Consider the following 19607-nt stretch of genomic DNA (forward strand, 5'->3'; position numbering starts at 1 on the left):
GGGATGAAGACCTTTCATCTTGAGATCACCACGCCGGAGCGCCGCTTCTATGACGGGCCGGTGGAATCGCTGGTGGTGGAGGGCACCCAGGGCAAGCTGGGCATCCTCGCGGGCCACATCCCCATGTCCACCGGCATTTCCGTGGGCACCATCCGCTTCAAGGTGGACGGCCAGTGGAAGGAGAGCTTCTGTTCGGAGGGCTTTCTTGAGGTGCGCCCGGATCGGACCATCATTCTTGCCCAGGCCGTGGAGTGGCCGGACGAGATCGACGCCCGGCGCGCCGAGGAAGCGCGGCTTCGGGCGGAGGAGCGTCTCCGGCAGAAGAAGAGCATGCAGGAATACACCCAGAGCAAGATCGCCCTCACCCGGGCGATGGTGCGTCTGCGGGTGACCCGCAACCGCATGGATAAACTGGACTAGAGGAAAAACGGGGGTATGGGCCGAATCAAGGACCAGCCCCTTTTTTGTGAGGTGACTGTCATGATGGAATGGGTGGCCGCCGGCGTGGCCCGGCGGGCGGACGGCGCGGTGCTGTGCCAAAAACGGCCGGAGGGCAGCTTCTACGGGGGGTACTATGAGTTCCCCGGCGGCAAGCTGGAGCTGATGGAGAGCGCCGGGGCGGCGCTGGTCCGGGAGTTCAGGGAGGAGCTGGGCGTAAGGGTTCTGCCCGGGCCCGTGATCCACACCGCCTACCACGACTATGGCGAGCGTCAGGTAATGATCCATTTTCTCCACTGCCGTCTTCTCGGCGAGCCCCGGCCCCGGGAAGGCCAGCAGATCGCCTTTGTGCCGCCGGAAAAGCTTTCGGAGTATCCCTTTTTGCCGGCGGACGGCGCGCTCATCGCCATGCTGCCCGGGCTGGAGCCGCCGCCCGCGCCGAAGCGGCTCACGCTGGTGCTGGGCGACGGCACCGCGCTGGAATATGCCAAGAACCTCGTGGAGGCCATGGAGGCGGGGGGACGGACCGCGGCGCTGATGCCGCTGGAGGAGGGCGCCGGTCCCATCCGCCGCCTGCTGGACCGGGACCTTCCCGTGATCGCGGTGGGCTCCCTGCCCGGCGTTGAAAGGCTTCCGGTGTCCCGTTCTTTTGGGACCGGCCCGGCCGGCCCGAACGCGGCCCCATCCGGTGTGACCCCGGCCGGCGGCGGGACGGCCTATACCGGCCCGGTCCCCTTTGGCGTCGGCCCGGCCTTCTCGGACCCCGCCCAGGCCGCCTGCGAGCTGGCTCCGCTGGCTTCCGCCATCTTTGAGGTCGCCCTGGGGGTGGCCGTGAAACTTGGGTAACGGAAAGGATGTGTCCCCATGAGAACCTATGTGGAAATTGATCTCGCCCGGGTGATGGAAAACGTTCGGGTGATCGCCTCCCAGCTCCCCGAAGGCACCGCTCTCTACGGCGCCATGAAGGCCGACGCCTATGGCCACGGCGCGGTAGAGGTGGCGAGGGCGGCGAAGAAGGCGGGGCTCGCCGGGTGCTGCGTGGCCTCCGCCGAGGAGGGGGAGGAGCTCATCGCGTCGGGGATCGGCCTTCCGGTGCTGCTTCTTGGACGGCTCCTTCCGGAGGACGAGGAGCGGGCGGTGGAGCTCGGGCTGGAGTTCAACGTGTTCGATCCCGCGCAGGTGGCCCGGGTGAACGCCATCGCCGGGCGGCTTCAAAAAAAGGCCCGGGTTCACGCCAAGCTGGACACGGGCATGCACCGGCTGGGCATGGATTCGGATGAGGGTGTTTCGGCCATGATCGCCGCGCTGGGCTCGGCGCCGAACGTGACGCTGGAAGGCGTGTTCAGCCACCTCTCCAGCGCGGATGATGAAAGAGCTTACACGCTGATGCAGAAAGAGAAATTCGATCATTGGGTGAAGATGTTTCGGGGTGCAGGATTCACCTTCAAGACCCACCTGCAGAACACCCCCGGGATCTTCAACTACCCGGGGATGGGCTACGACATCGCCCGGCCGGGCATCGGCATCTACGGGTACGGCTACGGCTTTGACACTGGAAAGCTCCGGCCGGCGCTCTCCTGGTACGCCCGGGTGCTGCAGGTCCGGGAGCTGGCGGCGGGGGAGACGGTGTCCTACAACCGGACCTTCCGGGCGGAGAGGCCCATGACTCTCGCGTGCATTGCCGCGGGGTACGCCGACGGCTACAAAAGGTGCCTGTCCAGCCGGGGCGAGGTGCTCATTGCCGGACGGCGGTGCAAGGTGGTGGGCCGGGTGTGCATGGACCTCACCATGGTGGACGTGACCGGCGTTCCCGCGGCGCCGGGGGACTGGGCCACGCTCCTTGGAACGGACGGGGGCGAGACCATCGACGCCACCGAGCTTGCCGGGCTGTGCGGCACCATCAACTACGAGATCCTCACCTCCATCCATGACAAGCGGGTGCCAAGGAAGTACGTGGGGGGCGGCGCGTAATGGCGGAGCGCAAGGCGGCGGCCCGCAGGGCGGCTCTGGCCCGGCGAAGCGCCCTTTCCCCGGAAGTCCGGGCGGAGGGGAGCCGGCGGGCGGCGGAGCGTCTTGCCGCCCTTCCCGATTACCGGGCGGCCGGGGCGGTGCTCCTTTATGCCTCCTACGGCGCGGAGCTGTGCACCCTGCCGCTGATCGAGGCGGCCCTTGAGGCGGGCAAAGCGGTGGCCCTGCCGGTGGATCTGGGCGGCGGACGCATGGAGGCGGCCTTCGTGACGGACCTTCAGGGGCTTCGGCCCGGCCCCCGGGGCATCCTTGAGCCCGCGGGGCCCTTCGCGGACCCGGCGCTCTTTGATTTTGCCGTGGTGCCGGCGGTGGCGGCGGACCATGCCGGCGTGCGTCTCGGGTACGGCGGCGGCTACTACGACCGCTATCTGCCCCGCCTGCGGAGGGACGCGGTCCGGGCGGGCCTCATCTTCGAATGCCAGCTGGTGCCCGGCCTGCCCCGGGAGGCTCACGACAGCGTGCTGCCCCTGTGGATCACCGAGGAAAGGATGTTTTGCCCATGATCTACGTGACGGCGGATCTCCACGGCATGGCGCCGGCAGCCTTCGACGGCCTCCTTGCCAGGGGCGGGGTGGGGCCGGCGGACACGGTGTTCATTCTGGGGGATGTGCTGGACCGGGGCGAGCACGGCATCGCCCTTTTGGAGAGCCTGCTGTGCCGGGACAATGTGATCACCCTGATGGGCAACCATGAGCGCATGTTCATGTCGGTGGCGGAGGGGCTCATCGCGGAGATCACCGAGGAGAGCGTGGCCGCCTTCGATGAGGCGCGGGTGCAGATGGTGCTCGACTATCTGATGAACGGCGGCGGGCCCACCCTGGAAGCCTTCCGGAAGCTGGACCCGGAGCGGCGGGGCGACGTACTCGACTACATCCTGGACATGCCCCTGTATGAGACGGTGCGGGCCGGGGGTCGGGACTATCTGCTGTGCCATGGGGGGATCGATCATTTTGATCCGGCGGCGCCCCTCGCGCAGTACGAACTGGACGATTTCCTCTGGGGCCGGCCGGAGCTCACCGAACCCTTCTACGGCGGCTCGCCCCGTCTCGTCATCGGGCATACGCCCACCTACTGCTACGGCGGGGAGCATCGGGACAGAGTGATTTTCACCGAGGGGTTCATCAATGTGGACACGGGCCGCGGCCATGGCGGGAAGGCGGCACTGCTTTGCCTGGACACCCTGAAGTGGTGCCTGGAATCGTAAAAAAGCGCGTTGGGTTCGCCCCGGCGCGCTTTTTTGTGCTGCGGCCCGCAGTGCTCCCCGGAGCCGGGATCGATCCCACCCGCCCGCCGCCCCCGTTTTCAGTCTCGCCCGTCCGCGGCGTTCCCCGGCTGCCTCTCCCCAAAATAAGACAAATACCCGAGTTGAGCGGGGCGTGAATGTGTGCTAAAATAGATTGAATACGTATGTACAGAGGTCATAAGAAGGGGGCCGGGCCATTGGCCAGTTCGGGGAAAAAGAGCCGCGGGAGCGGAAAAAAGAAAAAGTTTCCCTTTTGGCAGGAGGTATCCGGGGTGATCGTGATCGCCCTCGGACTTTTTGCGGGGGTGAGCGTGTACGCCGGAGCGGGCGGATTTCTGGGCACGGGGCTGACCGGGCTGCTGTTCGGCCTTCTCGGGACGCTGGCCTATGCCTCGCCCATCATCATCCTGGCGGTGGGCGCGGCCATCATTTTCTACGCCAAATTCCGGCTCACCGCAAAGCACATGGTGGTGGCGGGCCTTTTGGCCTGGGCGGTTCTCACCCTGTTCCATCTGTTCGTGCACGGACAGATCCTGGAAACGGGCTTTTTCGGCTATGTGAAGGATTCCTATCTTCTGGGCATCGGCGGGCGCACCGGCGGCGGCGCGCTGGGCGCGGTCCTGGCCTTTTTGACGATGAAGCTTTTTGGAACCGCCGGATCCTACATCTTTGCGGTGACGGCGATCCTTGTTTGCATCGTGGCGCTCACCCACTTCTCCGTGCGCAAGAAGGGTCAGGAGGTGGGCGAGCGAATCGCCCAGTCGGTGAAGGATCAAAAGGAGAAGCGCCAGCAAAGGCGGGAGGAGAAGGAGCTGTACGTGGCGGACCTGGAGCCGGGGAGCCTGCCGAAAAAGGATAAGCTTGGCATCGACCCTCTGACGGAGAAGGGGCCCATCCCCATGGTGAAGCGGCCCCGCTATCCCGGCGATGTGGAGCTGGGCGACCCGCCCTTCGAGCCGGACGAGCCCATCAAGGTTTACGGCGAGAACGACCCGCTGGAGGTGGAGGAGGCGTTCATCGAGCGGGCCCAGGCGCTGAAGGGCGTGGGCGGGAAGGCGAAGCGGCGGGAGGCGCCGAAGCCCTCCTTCTTTGAGGAGGAGCAGCCGAAGAATCCCAGCGTGAGCGATTTTGACGAGAACGAGCCCCCAAGGCCCCGAAGCGCGCCGGAAGCGGGCGGCCCTGAGAGCGCGCCGGAGAAGCGGGAGCCGGCCTATACCCGGCCGCCGGTGGATCTTTTGCGCCTGCCGCCGAAGGCCGGCGGCCAGACGGAGGATGTGCGGGAGAAGGCGAAGATCCTGAAGGAGACGCTGGCGAGCTTTGGCATCTCGGCCAAGGTGCTGCAGGTGAACCGGGGCCCGGTCATCACCCGCTACGAGCTGCAGCCGGCGCCGGGCATCAAGGTGAGCCGGATTTTGAACCTTTCCGACGACATCGCTCTGTCCATGGCGGCGCCGGGCGTTCGCATCGAGGCGCCCATCCCCGGCAAGGCGGCCATCGGCATCGAGGTCCCCAACCAGAAGAGCGCCATGGTCTCCCTGCGGGAGGTGCTGGACTCGAAGACCTTCTGGAATCATCCTTCCAAGCTTGCGGTGGCCCTCGGCAAGGACATCGCCGGCACCGATCTTGTGATCGACCTGGCCAAGATGCCCCATCTGCTCATCGCCGGCGCCACCGGCTCGGGCAAGAGCGTTTGCATCAATTCCATTTTGCTGAGTATTCTTTATAAGGCGGACCCGGCGGAGGTGAAGCTCATCGTGGTGGACCCGAAGGTGGTGGAGCTGGGGAACTACAACGGCATTCCCCACCTGATGATCCCCGTGGTCACCGATCCGAAGAAGGCCGCCGGCGCCCTCAAGTGGGCGGTGGTGGAGATGGAGAAGCGCTACCGCACCTTCGCCGACGCCCGGGTGAAGAACATCACCCAGTACAACGAGATGATGGCGGAGGCGGGAGAAGAGAAGATGCCCTTCATCGTGGTCATCATCGACGAGCTGGCCGACCTCATGATGGTCGCCGCCAAGGACGTGGAGGAGAACATCTGCCGCCTGGCCCAGCTGGCCCGGGCCGCGGGCATCCACCTGGTGGTGGCGACCCAGCGCCCCTCGGCCAACGTCATCACCGGGCTGATCAAGGCGAACATTCCCTCCCGCATCGCCTTTGCCGTATCCTCCATGATCGACTCCCGCATCATCCTGGACGCGCCGGGCGCGGAGAAGCTGCTCGGCCGGGGCGACATGCTCTACTTCCCCATGGGCGCTTCAAAGCCCACCCGGGCCCAGGGCTGCTTCGTCTCCGAGGATGAGACCAACGGGGTGGCGGACTACATCCGGGAGAGGATGGGCGTGGCCGAATACTCCGAGGAGGTGCAAAGCGGCATCGAGGCGGCGGCGGGCGGCAGCGAGGAGAGCCCCGCCGGCGGGGAGGACTACGACGAGCTGCTGCCCCTTGCGGTAAAGACCGCCCTTGAATACGGGCAGGCCTCGGCGTCCATGTTCCAGCGCCGGCTCCGGGTGGGCTATTCCCGGGCGTCCCGGCTCATCGACGAGATGGAGCAGCGGGGCATCGTATCCGCCTTCGAGGGCAGCAAATCACGGAACGTACTCATCACCCGGGAGGACTATGAGCGCATGTTCCCGGGAGAGGGGGGGCTTCTATGAGCATCAAGCGGGTGGGCATGGTATCCCTTGGCTGCGCCAAGAACCGGGTGGACAGCGAGGTGATGCTGGGGCTCATCGAGGGCGCGGGCTATGAGATCGTGTCCGACCCGGCGGCGGCGGACGCCATCGTGGTCAACACCTGCGGGTTCATTGCGCCGGCCAAGGAGGAATCCATCGACACCATCCTCGAGATGGCCCAGCTCAAAAAGAGGGGGAGCCTCCGGCTCCTTATCGTCACCGGCTGCCTGTCCCAGCGCTATCCGGAGGAGCTTGCCCTGGAGCTGCCCGAGGTGGACGCCTTCCTCGGCGCGGGCCAGCAGGAGGAGATCGTGGACGTCCTCAGGCGGGCGGAGAGGGGGGAGCGGCCCGTTCTCACCGGCTACCCCAGGACCTTCCCCGAGGTGCCTCGCATCCTCACCACCGGCGGGAAAAGCGCCTACCTCAAGATCGGGGAGGGCTGCGACAACCGCTGCGCCTACTGCGCCATTCCCATGATCCGCGGCCCCTACTTCAACCGCCCGGTGGATTCGGTGCTGCGGGAGGCCCAGGACCTCATGGACATCGGGGTGGAGGAGGTGACCCTCATCGCCCAGGACACCACCCGCTACGACGAGCCCGGCGGGCTGCCGGAGCTGCTGCGGGCGCTGGCCAGGAGGGATTACTTCAAGTGGATCCGGGTGCTGTACGCCTATCCCGGGCGGGTGACGGACGAACTTCTCAGTGTGATGGAGGAGGAGAAGGGCGTCCTGCCCTACCTCGATATCCCCATCCAGCACGTGACGGACCGGATGCTGCGAAGGATGAACCGCCACGACACCCGCTCGGGCATCGAGACGCTTTTAGCCCGGGTGGAGCGGCGAAGGACCCCCTTCGTGCTCCGCACCACCCTCATGTGCGGGTTCCCCGGCGAGACGGACGCGGATTTCCGGGAGATGCTGGCCTTCATCGGCGATCATCCGTTCCAGCACCTCGGCGCCTTCGCCTTCTCCCCGGAGGAGGGCACGGCGGCCTTCGGCATGGACGGCGCGGTGCCGGAGGCGCTGGCCGAGGAGCGGCTCGGGCTTCTCATGGAGAAACAGCGGGCCATCTCCCGGGGCTTCCTGGAAAAGCGGGTGGGAGAGATTACACAGGTGCTTCTCGAGGGCCGGGAGGAGGGCGTGCTCTTCGGCCGGTCCTGGCGGGAGGCCCCCGACGACGCCGACGGGCGCATCTATGTTTCAGCCATGGAGGATCTCGCCGGCTTCGTGCCGGTGCGGCTCACAGAGGCCGCCGATTACGATATGATGGGAGAAGTTTGCCATGATTACGCTGGCCAGTAAAATCACCATCGCCCGGATTCTGCTCATTCCCATCTTCATGGTGTTCATGCTCGTCCCGGGCATCCCCTACGGCAACTACATCGCGGCCTTCATCTTTGTGGTGGCCTCCGTCACCGACTCGCTGGACGGACACATCGCCAGGAGCCGCAATCAGGTCACCACCTTCGGCAAGTTCCTGGACCCCCTGGCCGATAAGCTTCTCGTGACCTCCGCCCTCATCATTTTGGTGGAGCAGGGCAAGGTCCCCTCGGCCATCGCCTTTATCATCGTGGCCCGGGAATTTCTGGTGAGCGGCCTCAGGATGGTGGCCGTCACCGAGGGCAAGGTCATCGCCGCGTCCATGCTGGGCAAGATCAAGACGGTGATCCAGCTGGTGGCCATCGTGGTCATCCTCATGGACAACATGCCCTTCAGCCTCATCGGGGTGCCGGCGGCGGATATCCTGCTGTATGTGGCGCTGTTCCTCACCCTTTGGAGCGGCATCGATTATTTCGTGGTCAACCGCCACGTGCTCAATTTTGGAACGAAGGAAGATGAAACAAAGTGACAGCGGAGATTATTTGTGTGGGCACCGAGCTCCTGCTCGGCCAGATCGTAAACACCGACGCCCAGTACCTCGGCAGAAAGCTCTCGGCCATGGGCATCGACATGTACCATCAAACGGTGGTGGGGGACAATGAGGCGCGGCTTCTCGCGGCGCTGGACGAGGCCTTCCACCGCAGCGACGTGATCATTCTCACCGGCGGCCTTGGCCCCACCAGCGACGACATCACCAAGGAGACGGTGGCGAAGTATCTGGGCCTTTCCCTGCACATGCACGAGGGAAGCCTCAAGCGCATGCGCCGCCGCTTCCAGCACATGGCGCAGCCCATGGTGAAGGCCAATCTGAAGCAGGCCATGATCCCCGGGGGGGCCAGGGTGCTGGACAACGACAAGGGCACCGCTCCGGGCTGCATCCTGGAGGAGAAGGGCAAAACCTTCATCATTCTGCCCGGCCCGCCCTTCGAGATGGAGGACATGTTCGATAAAAGGGTGGCGCCCTACCTGGCCGGCCGCACCGGCGAGGAGATCGTCTCCCGGGTTCTGCGCATCTACGGGATCGGCGAATCGGCGCTGGAGGAGGAGCTGGAGGACCTGATCGAGGGCCAGACCAATCCCACCATCGCGCCCTATGCCGGCACGGGCGAGGTGACGCTCCGGCTCACCGCCAAGGCGGGGACCGCCGAGGAGGCGAACGCCCTGCTCGATCCCCTGGAAGCCAGGATCCGGGATCGGCTGGAGGACCGGGTGTACGCCATGGGCGAGGAGACGCTGGACAAGCTGGCGGCCCGCCTCCTGATGGAGGAGAACGTCACCTTCGCGCTGGCTGAATCCTGCACCGGCGGGCTTCTCGCCTCGAAGCTGGTGGACAACCCCGGCATTTCCCAGGTTTTTCTGGAAGGTCTGGTGACCTACAGCAACGAATCCAAAGTGAAGCGCCTGCATGTGTCCCCGGAGACGCTGGACTATAACGGCGCCGTCAGCGCCAAATGCGCCGAGGAGATGGCGGAGGGCCTTCTTGAGACCTCCGGCGCCGAACTGGCCCTCTCGGTGACGGGCGTGGCCGGCCCCGGCGGCGGCGTGGACGCCAAGCCGGTGGGTCTGGTGTTCATCGGCATGGCCCAAAAGGGCGAGGAGACGAAGGTGCACCAGCTGTACCTCACCGGCGACCGCAGGCGGGTGCAGAACGGCGCCATGCTCCATGCCTTCGATTGGGTGCGGAGAAGAATTCTCGGACTACCGGAAGATAGAAATTGTTGAGGTGAAGCGGATGGATAAAAAGAATACGAAAGCGCCGGTGGTTCCGGCGAACAGCGCCGAGGAGAAGGAGAAGGCCCTGGGCCTTGCCCTCGCCTCCATTGAGAAACAGTTCGGCAAGGGCGCCGTGATGAAGCTGGGCGAGACCTCCCACCGCCACGTGGAGGTGATCCCCACCGGATGCCTGGACCTCGATGTGGCCCTTGGCATCGGCGGCATTCCCCGGGGCAGGATCATCGAGATCTACGGGCCGGAATCCTCCGGCAAGACCACCGTGGCCCTGCACATCATCGCCGAGGCGCAGAAGCTGGGCGGCACCGCGGCCTTCATCGACGCGGAACACGCCCTTGATCCCATCTACGCCGGCAAGCTGGGCGTGGATATCGAGAACCTCTACGTGTCCCAGCCGGACACCGGCGAGCAGGCCCTCGACATCACCGAGGCCCTGGTGAGAAGCGCCGCCATCGACGTGATCGTCATCGACTCGGTGGCCGCCCTGGTGCCCCAGGCGGAGATCGAGGGGGAGATGGGCGACTCCCACGTGGGCCTGCAGGCCCGGCTCATGTCCCAGGCGCTTCGGAAGCTGGCCGGCACCATCAATAAGTCCAACACCGTGGCCATCTTCATCAATCAGCTCCGCGAGAAGGTGGGCGTGATCTACGGCAGCCCGGAGGTGACCACCGGCGGCAAGGCCCTGAAGTTCTACGCGTCGGTGCGTCTGGATATCCGCCGTCAGGAGGCCATCAAGCAGGGCACCGAGGTCATCGGCAACCGCACCAAGGTGAAGGTGGTCAAAAATAAGATGGCCCCGCCCTTCCGCATCGCCGAGTTTGATATTCTTTACGGCGAGGGCATCTCCAGGATGGGCTCCATTCTGGATCTGGCCGCGAACAAGGGCATCATTGAGAAGTCCGGCTCCTGGTACTCCTACGACGGCGAGCGCATCGGCCAGGGCCGGGAGAATGCCAAGAAGTACCTGAAGGACAACCCCGATGTGGCGGCGAAGATCGAGGAAATGGTGCGCAGGGAATACTTCGAGGACACCGAAGCCCCGCAAGCCGCCGACACACCCGCGCCCGAGGCCTAAACCCGCCCCGGCGGTCAGCATCCAAAACCCTGCGCCGCCCGGCCCCGAAGCGGTCAAGCCCTGCACGGGTCCGGCGGCCGAAATGCTGCGCCGCCCGGTTTCGGCGGTCAATACTCTGCGCGCTGAAAACCGAGGGAATTTCCCTCGGTTTTTTTTCATGCAAAAAAGGACCGGCGGGGCCTTGACAAAGGCGGGGAAATCTTTTATGATGGCAATAGTCCGATTTCATACTATCTGATTTTGGACCAATGAAGCAGGGAACCCGGGGCAGGGGAGCGGAGCCAGAACCGGGCCCGCGCCGCCTGGGACCCGGACACGGCGCATGAGGGCAGACCGCCCGGCGCAATGCACGGCCCGGGACCCGGACACGGCGCACGAGGGCAGACCGCCCGGCGCGATGCGCCGCCTGAAGCCCCGGCTTTTTGGGGAAACGATCAAAGGAGGTATGATGATGAATGGCCATGGCCTGGACATATCGGTCGAGGCGTACCGCGAGGCTGCCAAGGAGCTGGACCGGGTGTGGTCGCGGCTTTCAAGGGCCTGCGGTCTGTCGGAGGGCGAATATTGGGCCCTCGTCATGATTCGGGAGGGCTGCACCACCCAGACGGAGATCAGCGAGCAGCTTTCCATGAACAAACAAACGGTCCACTCGGCACTGAAACAGCTGATTCGCCGGGGCATCGTCCGTCTCGAGACCCAACCCGGCAATCTTCGGGTCAAGGAGATCGTGCTGACGGAGGCGGGCGAAAGCTTTACGGAAAAATACGTCGATACCATGATGGATATCGAGGAGCGGGTTTGGAACGAGCTCACGAAGGCGGAACGACGGGAGATGATCCGCGCCTCCCAAAAGTACAACCGCCTGCTGAAAAAGGCACTGGAGCAGTATTTTGAAAGCTGAATAGATCCTTACCCGAGGCAGCATTTCAGTGACGCTTGGCGAGACCGGGCGTCTTTTTTTGTGGCCGCAGGGCGGGCGGCTTCCATCCGCCCCAGATTGGAGGATATGATGAGAATTCAACTTTCCGAACATTTCACCTACCCGAAACTGATCCGTTTCGTGCTCCCGTCCATCGTGATGATGATTTTCACGTCCATCTATGGCGTGGTGGACGGGCTTTTCGTATCGAACTATGTGGGCAAGACGCCCTTCGCCGCCCTCAACCTGATCATGCCCCTATTGATGGTCATCGGCGCCATCGGGTTCATGATCGGCACCGGCGGCAGCGCCATCGTCTCCCGCACCCTGGGCGAGGGCAGCCGGGCGAAGGCCAACGAATACTTCTCGATGCTCGTGTATGTGACCGTCGTTGCAGGCGTGGTGCTGGCCGCGGCGGGCCTCGCCTTTCTGCGGCCCATCGCACGCTTCCTCGGCGCCGAAGGGGCCATGCTGGATTACGCCGTGCTCTATGGCGCCATCCTCATTCCCTCGCTGCCCCTGTTCATGCTGCAAAACGTGTTCCAGAGCTTCCTCATCACCGCGGAAAAGCCCAAGCTGGGCCTTTATATGACGGTGGGCGCGGGGGTGACCAATATCGTGCTGGATTATCTTTTCGTCGCCGTGTTCCAGTGGGGGCTGGCGGGCGCGGCCGTCGCCACCGCTGTGAGCCAGGCGGTGGGCGGCGTGGGCCCGCTGGTCTACTTCCTTCGGGAAAACGACAGCCTGCTTCGGCTGACCCGGCCGAAATGGAACGGCAGGGTGCTCCTCAAGACCTGCACCAACGGCTCCTCCGAGCTGATGACCAACGTCTCCGCCTCGCTGGTGAACATGCTCTACAATTTCCAGCTGATGCGCCTGGCGGGGGAGGACGGCGTGGCGGCCTTCGGCGTGATCATGTACGTCAATTTCATCTTCGCCGCCATCTTCATCGGCTACGCCATCGGCAGCGCGCCCCTCATAGGCTACCACTACGGCGCCGGCAACGCCGGTGAACTCAGGAACCTCTATCAAAAAAGCCTCCGGTTCACGGGCTGCGCCGCTCTGGCGCTCACCGCGTCGGCCCTCATTCTGTCCCGGCCGCTGGCCGGCATCTTCGTGGGCTATGACGCCGGCCTTCTTTCCATGACCACTCGCGGATTCCGGCTGTACGCCCTGTCCTTTCTCATCAGCGGCTTCAACATCTTCGGCTCCGCCTTCTTCACCGCCCTGGGGGACGGCGCGGTCTCCGCAGCCATCTCCTTTTTCAGGACCCTGGTGTTCCAGCTCGCGGTGGTGCTGGTCCTGCCTCTGATCCTGGGCCTGGACGGCGTGTGGCTGGCCATCCTGCTGGCGGAGCTGCTGGCCCTTGCCGTCACCGCCGCCTTTCTCGCAGCCAAGAAAAAGAAATACCCCTACGGCGAAGCCGCCAAATCTTGACAGGCCCTCCGAAACGTAATAAAATTAACCTGTTAACCTTGGGTTAACAGGCTCAAAACGAAACAAAAATTTTGAGAAATTACAGTAAAGGAGGTGTTTTGTTTTCGTGGACGGCATATTATTGCCGGTTCTCATTGGTCTTGTATGTATCGTATTGGGTAGCGCCATTGGCTACTTTTATCGAAAAAACATCGCGGAAGCCAAGATCGCCCGGGCGGAAGAGGAAGCCCAGCGCATTCTGGACACGGCCCACAGCAAGGTGGAAGCGATGCGCAAGGAAAAGATATTGGAAGCTAAGGAAGAGGTGCACCGGCTGCGGACGGAACTGGATAAGGAAAGCCGCGACCGGCGCAATGAGATGCAGCGTACGGAGCGAAGGCTGATCCAGCGGGAAGAGACGCTGGACAAAAAACTGGACAGTCTGGAACAGCGGGAAACCGCTCTGACGCGCAAGCAGAAGGATGTCCAACGGTTGCAGGACGAAATCGAGAACCTACATAAAAATCAGCTGCAGGAACTGGAGAGAATCTCCGGCATGACCATGGATGAAGCCAAGGGGATTCTCCTCGAGAACACGGAGCGGGAAGCCCGGCATGATCTGGGCGTGATGCTCCGGGAGATGGAAGCGAAAACCAAGGAGGAAGCGGAGAAAAAGGCCCGAAACATCATCGGAGGCGCCATTCAGAAATACGCCGCCGATCATGTGGCCGAGTCCACCGTATCGGTGGTGGCCCTTCCCAGCGACGAGATGAAGGGACGGATCATCGGCCGTGAGGGCCGCAACATCCGCACCCTGGAGACGGCCACCGGCATCGATCTTATCATCGACGACACGCCGGAAGCGGTGATCCTGTCCGGCTTCGATCCGGTGCGGCGGGAGGTTGCCCGCATCGCCCTTGAGAAGCTCATTCTGGACGGCCGCATCCATCCGGCCCGCATCGAAGAGATGGTGGAGAAGGCCAAGAAGGAAGTGGATACCCAGATCCGTGAGGCGGGCGAGCAGGCCGTGTTTGAAACCGGCGTGCATGGGCTCCATCACGAGCTGGTCCGGCTCATCGGCCGGCTGCGGTACCGCACCAGCTACGGCCAGAATGTTTTGAAGCATTCCATTGAAGTGTCCTATCTGGCGGGCATGATGGCTGCCGAAATCGGCGCCGATGAGGTGCTTGCCAAGCGTGCGGGTCTTCTGCACGACATCGGCAAGGCGGTGGACCACGAGATCGAGGGCTCCCACGCCCAGATCGGCGGGGACCTGGCCAAGAAGTACCGGGAGAACGCGGAGGTGGTGCACGCGATTCTCGCTCACCACAACGATATCGAGGCCCAGACCGTGGAAGCGGTGCTGGTGCAGGCGGCGGACGCCATTTCGGCGGCCCGGCCCGGCGCCCGGCGGGAAACCCTGGAGAACTACATCCGAAGGCTGGAAAAGCTGGAGGAGATCGCCTCCAGCTTCGAGGGCGTGGAGAAGTCCTACGCCGTGCAGGCCGGACGGGAGGTCCGGATCATGGTGCGCCCCGAGAAGGTGGGCGACGCCGAGACCACGGCCCTGGCCCGGGAGATCGTGAGGAAGATCGAAAGCGAACTGGATTACCCCGGTCAGATCAAGGTCAGCCTCATCCGGGAAACCCGGGTGGTGGACTACGCCAAGTAAGCAAAGCAAAAACAAGGCTCCTTTGGGGCCTTGTTTTTTTGCGCCGGCGCGTCCTTCGCCGGATACGGCGCCCCGCTGCGGCCCCCTGCCACAGCGCCCTGCCACGGCCCCGAGAGGGCCTCCCGCCGGGCCAGCTGGATCACGCCAATCGACATCCCTCAACCTGTTTTAGGGGAATTCTCCATGATTTAGATGGACAATATCACCAAACGGTGATAAAATTCCTGAAGACAGAGAAGCAAAATGTTAGGAGAGCAGAAAAACCTCGGTTTCCCGAGGTTTTGCTGTATACGGCGGCCTCAGCCGACAGCCTCCCGGCACGCTTCATGCCGGCGGTCCGCTGAAATTCAAGAACGCCGTTTCCGTTCTGCCTCACCCAAGAACAGTCCATTTCGTGCTCAAGATTAGGCAAAAACTCCATAAAAATTTTCGCCCTATTGAGTTGTGTCCTATCAATGGGACATAACTATCCATTTTCAAGGATACACTAAAAATGTCCTGCTAACAAGACATTTTGTATTCTTGAGGTGAGTCTATGAAAAAGGCGAAAACATGCACCAGCAAAGCAAACATGATTGGGCCCCGTATTAAGGCCGCACGACAGGCTGCCGGTATGACCCAGAAGGATCTGTGCGTTAAGCTGGAACTGATGGCGGTGTATATCTGCCGGGGTTCCCTTTCCAGAATTGAGAATGGTACAAGAACCGTCAACGATATGGAGATCGACGCGATTTCCAAGGCGTTGAATGTGCCCTTGGACGTACTGTTTGGGCGCTGAGAGGCAGTTCACCTAATGTGTGTTTGATAATGTATGCTAAAAACGAATCTATAATATGAGCATATTATCAAATACACTGTTTGTTAGAGGTGATGCTTGATGAAGAACTTTATTCCCAAGGCATACAAGAAGGAGCCCATCACCATCCGGATATGCTGTGAGAAAGTGGAGCTCATCGATCATCTGGCCTACCAGTGCGATATCAGCCGAAGCGAATTTATCAACCAATGTATCGACTATGCGCTGGAAAACATGCCGCCATCGGGAGGAAAGTAAAAGACCGTCCATCTTTTGATGGGCGGTTTGCTGTTTTTCCCCCTTTTTGATCCGGCTTGAAGAAGGGGGCGGAGACGTGATATACTGGGAGCGAAAGGAGAGTTAATATGGTACGCTATATGAGAGCCGGGGACCGGCAGGATTTCTTGGCCATGGCGGCCGAGTTTTACGGCACCGGCGCGGTGCTGCATCCGGTGCCGGAGAAGAATTTTGAGACCACCTTCGACCAGATTCTGGCGGGGAATCCCTTTGTGAGGGGCATCATGGTCACCCATGAGGAGCGGGCGGTGGGCTATGCCCTCCTCGCCCTCACCTATTCCAATGAGGTGGGCGGACTGGTGGTCTTTTTGGAGGAGGCCTATCTAAGGCCGGAATGCCGGGGCCGGGGCCTCGGAACGGCGGTGTTCGAGTTCGTGGAGCGGGAGTTTCCCGAAGCCAGACGCTTCCGCCTCGAGGTGACGCGTACCAATGAACGGGCGGTGGCCCTGTACGGGCGTTTGGGCTATCAGCCGCTGGATTATCTGCAGATGATCAAGGACAAGGAGGGTATGGAATGGTGAACTTTGCATTCTTACTGATGGGCCCCTACGACCCGAAGAAGCACCGGGTGCGCTTTGAAAGCGAGGGCGGAACGGCGCTGATGGTGGGGGTATCCAGTCTGGAGGAGGCCGCCGGGGTGGCCCGGGAGCTGGGCGAGGCCGGCATCGATCTCATCGAAATGTGCGGTGCTTTCGGACCGGAGGGCGCGGCCAGGGTGGGCGCGGCAGCCGGCGAGCGGGTGGCCGTGGGCTACGTGGTCCATGACGGAAGCCAGGACGAGAAGTTTGCCAGGCTGTTTGGCGAATAGGCTTTGGGGGAAAGGATGATACCCATGGAGATTTACGATATCACCCGGCCGGTGCATCCGGGGATGACCTTCTGGCCGGGGGACAAAAAGATGGCCTTGGAGCTGGTGCAGTCGGTGGCCGGGGGCGACGGCTGCAATCTCACGGCCATTCATATGGGCATGCATACCGGCACCCATGTGGACGCGCCGCTGCATTTCGTGGAGGACGGCAAGTCCATCCCGGAAACGGATCTTGACCGGTTCATCGGCTGGGTGGAGGTGCTGGACCTCAGGGGCCTGCCGCTGATCGCCGAGGCCGATCTCCGCCGGCGGTCCATCACCGCGGACGCGGTGTTCTTCAGGACGGACAACAGCGATTTCCCGGAGGGGGAGTTCCGGAAGGACTTTGTGGCGCTGGCGCCGTCCGCGGCGGACTATCTCGTCTCGAAGGGCGTCCGTACGGTGGGCATCGACTACCTGTCCATCGGCGCCTACGGCGATACCGCCGCCACCCACCACATTTTGCTGCAAAGCGAGGTGGCCGTGGTGGAGGGCCTGATGCTGAAGGACGTGCCCGAGGGCCGTTATTTCTTCGCCGCCCTGCCCCTCAAGGTGGAGGGAGCCGAGGGTTCGCCGGTGCGGGCGGTGCTGGTGAGGTGAACGGCGCCTCTATGCCAAACAAAAAAGGATGGGCTTTTGCCCATCCTTTTTAGATGCCTCAAAGATTGTCGAACCAGGTTTCATCCACCTCGTAGGTGATCACGGGCCGCACGCCCAGCTCCAGCTCGCAAAGAAGGTCCAGGATCCGTTCGCCGTCGATGAGATCGATGGGCGGCGCGCCCGCCTTGTTCGCTTCCTCCCGGGCGGCCTTGGTGAAGGTGCTGGTGGTGATGAAAAGGCCCTTGTCCGTCCGACCCACCATGGCGCCGCGAAAGTCCCTCATCTCGCCGGAGGACACCGAGTGGCCGTCTCTGTATCGTTTGCACTGAAAGACCATGGGAAAACTCATCACGTTGTTCAGTCGCACGATGCCGGTACCATCGATGCCCTGATCCCCGGTGCGTCCGGTCACCTCCACCCGCACGAAACCGCACTCCCGAAGAAGCCGTTGGGTCAGCCGCTCGAAGGCGGCAGGCTCAAGGGCCATGAGCGCGGCCATCAGTTGATCCCGCCAGGAGGTGGGGGCGTCCATATCCAGCTCCCCGGTGGAAAGGTCGGCTTCGCCACCGAAGCCGTTTGCCGGACCGCCCTCGCCAAAGGGGCCGGCAGGTCCATCCGCCGTCGCTCCATTCGGCGCGGGGATGTCTGCCATCGGTCCATCCGACATGCCGTCCCCGCTGCCGGGCGATGTCCCGCCGGCCCGGGCCTCCCGCCTGAGACGATTGATGGTGCGGGCAATTTCCCGGCCGTCGATGGTCTCCACCCTGGCGTAGGCGGGGGTGAGCGTCCAAACACCCCGGGCGGAATTCTCCAGCACACCATATTTTCGAAGAAAGGTGCGGGCCCAGGCCATGCGGTAGTCCACCTCGGTGCGGCTGGTGGACCCTTTGTGAAGCTGGGCCAGTTGATCGTCGGTGAGACCCATGATGGCGGGTACCCGCTGATTCAGCTCGGCCACGGTGGCGGAGCCCCCCAGCTCCCGAAGGGCGGTGAGGGTGGGCTGCATGTATTCGTAGTGCTGCAAAGTGGACATGGACGCATCTCCTTGGTCTTTTTTTCCAGTATAGCACGAATAAAGGCGAAAAACAAAGGGCACGGCCCGGCAAAATGGAGACATGTCCGGATCGACGCGTTCTTATTTTCTGTATCCGCATTTCGGGCAGACGCCGTTTTCGTTCAGCGCGATGCCGCAAAGGGGGCAGCGGTCGATCTTGTTTTCGGTCTTGAACTCCGCGCTGGCGGCGTTGACGCCGCTGGTGAAGGTGAGTTTGGCGATGTTCAGCTTATCCTTCAAAAGATCATAGACGATTTTGATCATGCCCTCCACGGTCATGGTCTCCTTGGTCACGACCAGGCGGCAGTCGGGATAGGCGGTGGCCAGCTCCGTATGGAAGGCGGCTCCCTTCATCTTGTTCTGGGGGGCGCCGTCCTTGATGCCCTGTTCCTCGTAGACCTTGAGAATGGCGGGAAGCAGGGGATCATCCTCCCGCAGGATCAGCGCATGGTCAAAATTCTTCAGCACGTTCCAGGCGGTCTTTTGAATCTCGTTGCAGGGGAAGACCATGTTCACGCCCGGTTCGATCGAATCCTCCACCTCGATGGTCAAAATGCCGGTATGTCCGTGCAGGTACTGGGCCTCTCCTTTGAAACCGTAGAATCTGTGCGCGTACTGCAGGTCCAATTTAGTGATACTTCTCATGTTTACCGCTCTCCTATCTATTTCATTTTCGGGGGGGGGTTGCCCGCTCACACAGGCGCTCGGACTGTTCGCCAAAACCCTTGGCCGGGGGACTACCGGTCATCCCTGCACTTTGGGCAGATACCCCGAAAGACGATATCGTGGCTGAGAAAGATGAATCCCTTCCCATCCCTGATGGCGTTTTCAAGACCGGTTAGATAGTCCATATCCACATCAAAAACGCGGCCGCATTTCACGCACTTTACGTGATAATGATCGTGGCAAAGATGGTCGTAACGGTCGGCTCCGCCGGGAATTTCCAGCTTTCGGATCTTCCCGCTGTCGCACAGCCGCTGCAGATTTCGATATACGGTTCCCCGGCTGATATGGGGATGCTCCTTTTTAACCTCATTGTAGACCTCGTCCGCGGTGGCGTGGCATTGCAGCCTCAGCACGGCTTCCAAAACCAGCGCACCCTGAATGGTATTTCGTTGATGCATAAAATCGTTCCTTAATAGTACTTTGTATCAATTAATACTGTATACTTGTTTTGCCGCCCTGTCAAGGGGGTAAAATAAAAAATCCCGCTCAACGAGCGGGATTTTACGGGCGGATGCCCAAACTGGCAGGGGAGACGCGACTCGAACACGCAACCAATGGTTTTGGAGACCACTACTCTACCATTGAGCTACTCCCCTACGAACGACTTTTATATTATAATGGTTTTGTTCCGCTCCGTCAAGATGGGATTTGGGGGAAAGACGCATTTTTTGGCGGGCGCCGGCATAGCCTCCCAGGGGGTTGGTATGATAG

21 protein-coding genes and 1 tRNA gene are annotated in these 19607 nt (G+C 62.4%); 18 read left to right on the forward strand and 4 right to left on the reverse strand.

The features are described from left to right. Nucleotides 1-3: 3 nt before the first annotated feature. From atpC to H8696_RS02035, 18 genes are all read left to right on the forward strand, one after another. Nucleotides 4-420, forward strand: coding sequence for an ATP synthase F1 subunit epsilon (gene atpC, locus H8696_RS01950; protein ID WP_249314584.1), 417 nt, complete (start codon nucleotides 4-6; stop codon nucleotides 418-420). Between the two features lie 15 nt (nucleotides 421-435). Beyond that, the gene (locus tag H8696_RS01955) at nucleotides 436-1284 is read left to right on the forward strand and encodes a (deoxy)nucleoside triphosphate pyrophosphohydrolase (protein WP_249314585.1); all 849 of its coding nucleotides are present in this window, start codon (nucleotides 436-438) and stop codon (nucleotides 1282-1284) included. Nucleotides 1285-1302: 18 nt separating this feature from the next. Continuing rightward, nucleotides 1303-2409, forward strand: a complete 1107-nt coding sequence (gene alr / locus H8696_RS01960) for an alanine racemase (RefSeq protein ID WP_249314586.1) — start codon at nucleotides 1303-1305, stop codon at nucleotides 2407-2409. Further along, nucleotides 2409-2969, forward strand: a complete 561-nt coding sequence (locus tag H8696_RS01965; protein ID WP_249314587.1) for a 5-formyltetrahydrofolate cyclo-ligase — start codon at nucleotides 2409-2411, stop codon at nucleotides 2967-2969. Before alr ends, H8696_RS01965 begins: the two co-directional genes overlap by 1 nt. Then, entirely contained in the window at nucleotides 2966-3670 is a 705-nt protein-coding gene (locus H8696_RS01970) for a metallophosphoesterase (protein WP_249314588.1), read from the forward strand. The genes H8696_RS01965 and H8696_RS01970 overlap by 4 nt, the downstream gene beginning before the upstream one ends. A 311-nt stretch (nucleotides 3671-3981) precedes the next feature. After that, entirely contained in the window at nucleotides 3982-6366 is a 2385-nt protein-coding gene (locus tag H8696_RS01975; RefSeq protein ID WP_249314589.1) for a DNA translocase FtsK, read from the forward strand. Beyond that, nucleotides 6363-7685 carry a 30S ribosomal protein S12 methylthiotransferase RimO gene (rimO, locus tag H8696_RS01980; RefSeq protein WP_249314590.1) on the forward strand — a complete coding sequence of 441 codons (1323 nt, stop codon included), beginning with the start codon at nucleotides 6363-6365 and terminating at the stop codon, nucleotides 7683-7685. Before H8696_RS01975 ends, rimO begins: the two co-directional genes overlap by 4 nt. Beyond that, entirely contained in the window at nucleotides 7669-8232 is a 564-nt protein-coding gene (gene pgsA / locus H8696_RS01985) for a CDP-diacylglycerol--glycerol-3-phosphate 3-phosphatidyltransferase (RefSeq protein WP_249315959.1), read from the forward strand. The genes rimO and pgsA overlap by 17 nt, the downstream gene beginning before the upstream one ends. After that, entirely contained in the window at nucleotides 8229-9485 is a 1257-nt protein-coding gene (locus tag H8696_RS01990; RefSeq protein WP_249314591.1) for a competence/damage-inducible protein A, read from the forward strand. Before pgsA ends, H8696_RS01990 begins: the two co-directional genes overlap by 4 nt. A gap of 10 nt (nucleotides 9486-9495) precedes the next feature. Then, nucleotides 9496-10569 carry a recombinase RecA gene (recA, locus tag H8696_RS01995; RefSeq protein ID WP_249314592.1) on the forward strand — a complete coding sequence of 358 codons (1074 nt, stop codon included), beginning with the start codon at nucleotides 9496-9498 and terminating at the stop codon, nucleotides 10567-10569. A 445-nt stretch (nucleotides 10570-11014) separates the two neighbouring features. Further along, nucleotides 11015-11470: a MarR family winged helix-turn-helix transcriptional regulator gene (locus tag H8696_RS02000; protein WP_249314593.1), complete on the forward strand. Its 456-nt coding sequence runs from the start codon at nucleotides 11015-11017 to the stop codon at nucleotides 11468-11470. Nucleotides 11471-11578: 108 nt separating this feature from the next. Beyond that, the gene (locus H8696_RS02005) at nucleotides 11579-12925 is read left to right on the forward strand and encodes an MATE family efflux transporter (RefSeq protein ID WP_249314594.1); all 1347 of its coding nucleotides are present in this window, start codon (nucleotides 11579-11581) and stop codon (nucleotides 12923-12925) included. Between the two features lie 106 nt (nucleotides 12926-13031). Further along, nucleotides 13032-14576, forward strand: a complete 1545-nt coding sequence (gene rny, locus H8696_RS02010; RefSeq protein WP_330605280.1) for a ribonuclease Y — start codon at nucleotides 13032-13034, stop codon at nucleotides 14574-14576. A 535-nt stretch (nucleotides 14577-15111) separates the two neighbouring features. Next, nucleotides 15112-15354: a helix-turn-helix domain-containing protein gene (locus tag H8696_RS02015; protein WP_249314595.1), complete on the forward strand. Its 243-nt coding sequence runs from the start codon at nucleotides 15112-15114 to the stop codon at nucleotides 15352-15354. 99 nt (nucleotides 15355-15453) lie between these two features. Further along, nucleotides 15454-15630, forward strand: coding sequence for a ribbon-helix-helix domain-containing protein (locus H8696_RS02020; protein WP_249314596.1), 177 nt, complete (start codon nucleotides 15454-15456; stop codon nucleotides 15628-15630). Nucleotides 15631-15737: 107 nt separating this feature from the next. Further along, nucleotides 15738-16190, forward strand: coding sequence for a GNAT family N-acetyltransferase (locus tag H8696_RS02025; protein WP_249314597.1), 453 nt, complete (start codon nucleotides 15738-15740; stop codon nucleotides 16188-16190). Next, complete coding sequence (locus H8696_RS02030) at nucleotides 16184-16477, forward strand: DUF6506 family protein (RefSeq protein ID WP_249314598.1); 294 nt, start codon at nucleotides 16184-16186, stop codon at nucleotides 16475-16477. Before H8696_RS02025 ends, H8696_RS02030 begins: the two co-directional genes overlap by 7 nt. A gap of 24 nt (nucleotides 16478-16501) precedes the next feature. After that, a complete protein-coding gene (locus H8696_RS02035) occupies nucleotides 16502-17116 on the forward strand; it encodes a cyclase family protein (RefSeq protein WP_249314599.1) in 615 nt (204 codons plus the stop codon). A gap of 58 nt (nucleotides 17117-17174) precedes the next feature. On the opposite strand, the gene H8696_RS02040 is transcribed toward H8696_RS02035, so the two are convergent. The 4 genes from H8696_RS02040 to H8696_RS02055 form a co-directional block, all read right to left on the reverse strand. Continuing rightward, a complete protein-coding gene (locus tag H8696_RS02040) occupies nucleotides 17175-18149 on the reverse strand; it encodes a restriction endonuclease (RefSeq protein ID WP_249314600.1) in 975 nt (324 codons plus the stop codon). A 102-nt stretch (nucleotides 18150-18251) separates the two neighbouring features. Continuing rightward, a complete protein-coding gene (locus H8696_RS02045; protein WP_249314601.1) occupies nucleotides 18252-18815 on the reverse strand; it encodes a 6-pyruvoyl trahydropterin synthase family protein in 564 nt (187 codons plus the stop codon). Between the two features lie 92 nt (nucleotides 18816-18907). After that, nucleotides 18908-19294, reverse strand: a complete 387-nt coding sequence (locus tag H8696_RS02050) for a Fur family transcriptional regulator (protein WP_249314602.1) — start codon at nucleotides 19292-19294, stop codon at nucleotides 18908-18910. Nucleotides 19295-19417: 123 nt separating this feature from the next. Then, nucleotides 19418-19492: transfer RNA gene (locus H8696_RS02055), tRNA-Trp, on the reverse strand. Nucleotides 19493-19607 lie beyond the last annotated feature (115 nt).

Origin of the sequence: Gehongia tenuis (genome assembly GCF_014384795.1) — a bacterium.
Classification (GTDB): domain Bacteria; phylum Bacillota; class Clostridia; order Christensenellales; family NSJ-53; genus Gehongia; species Gehongia tenuis.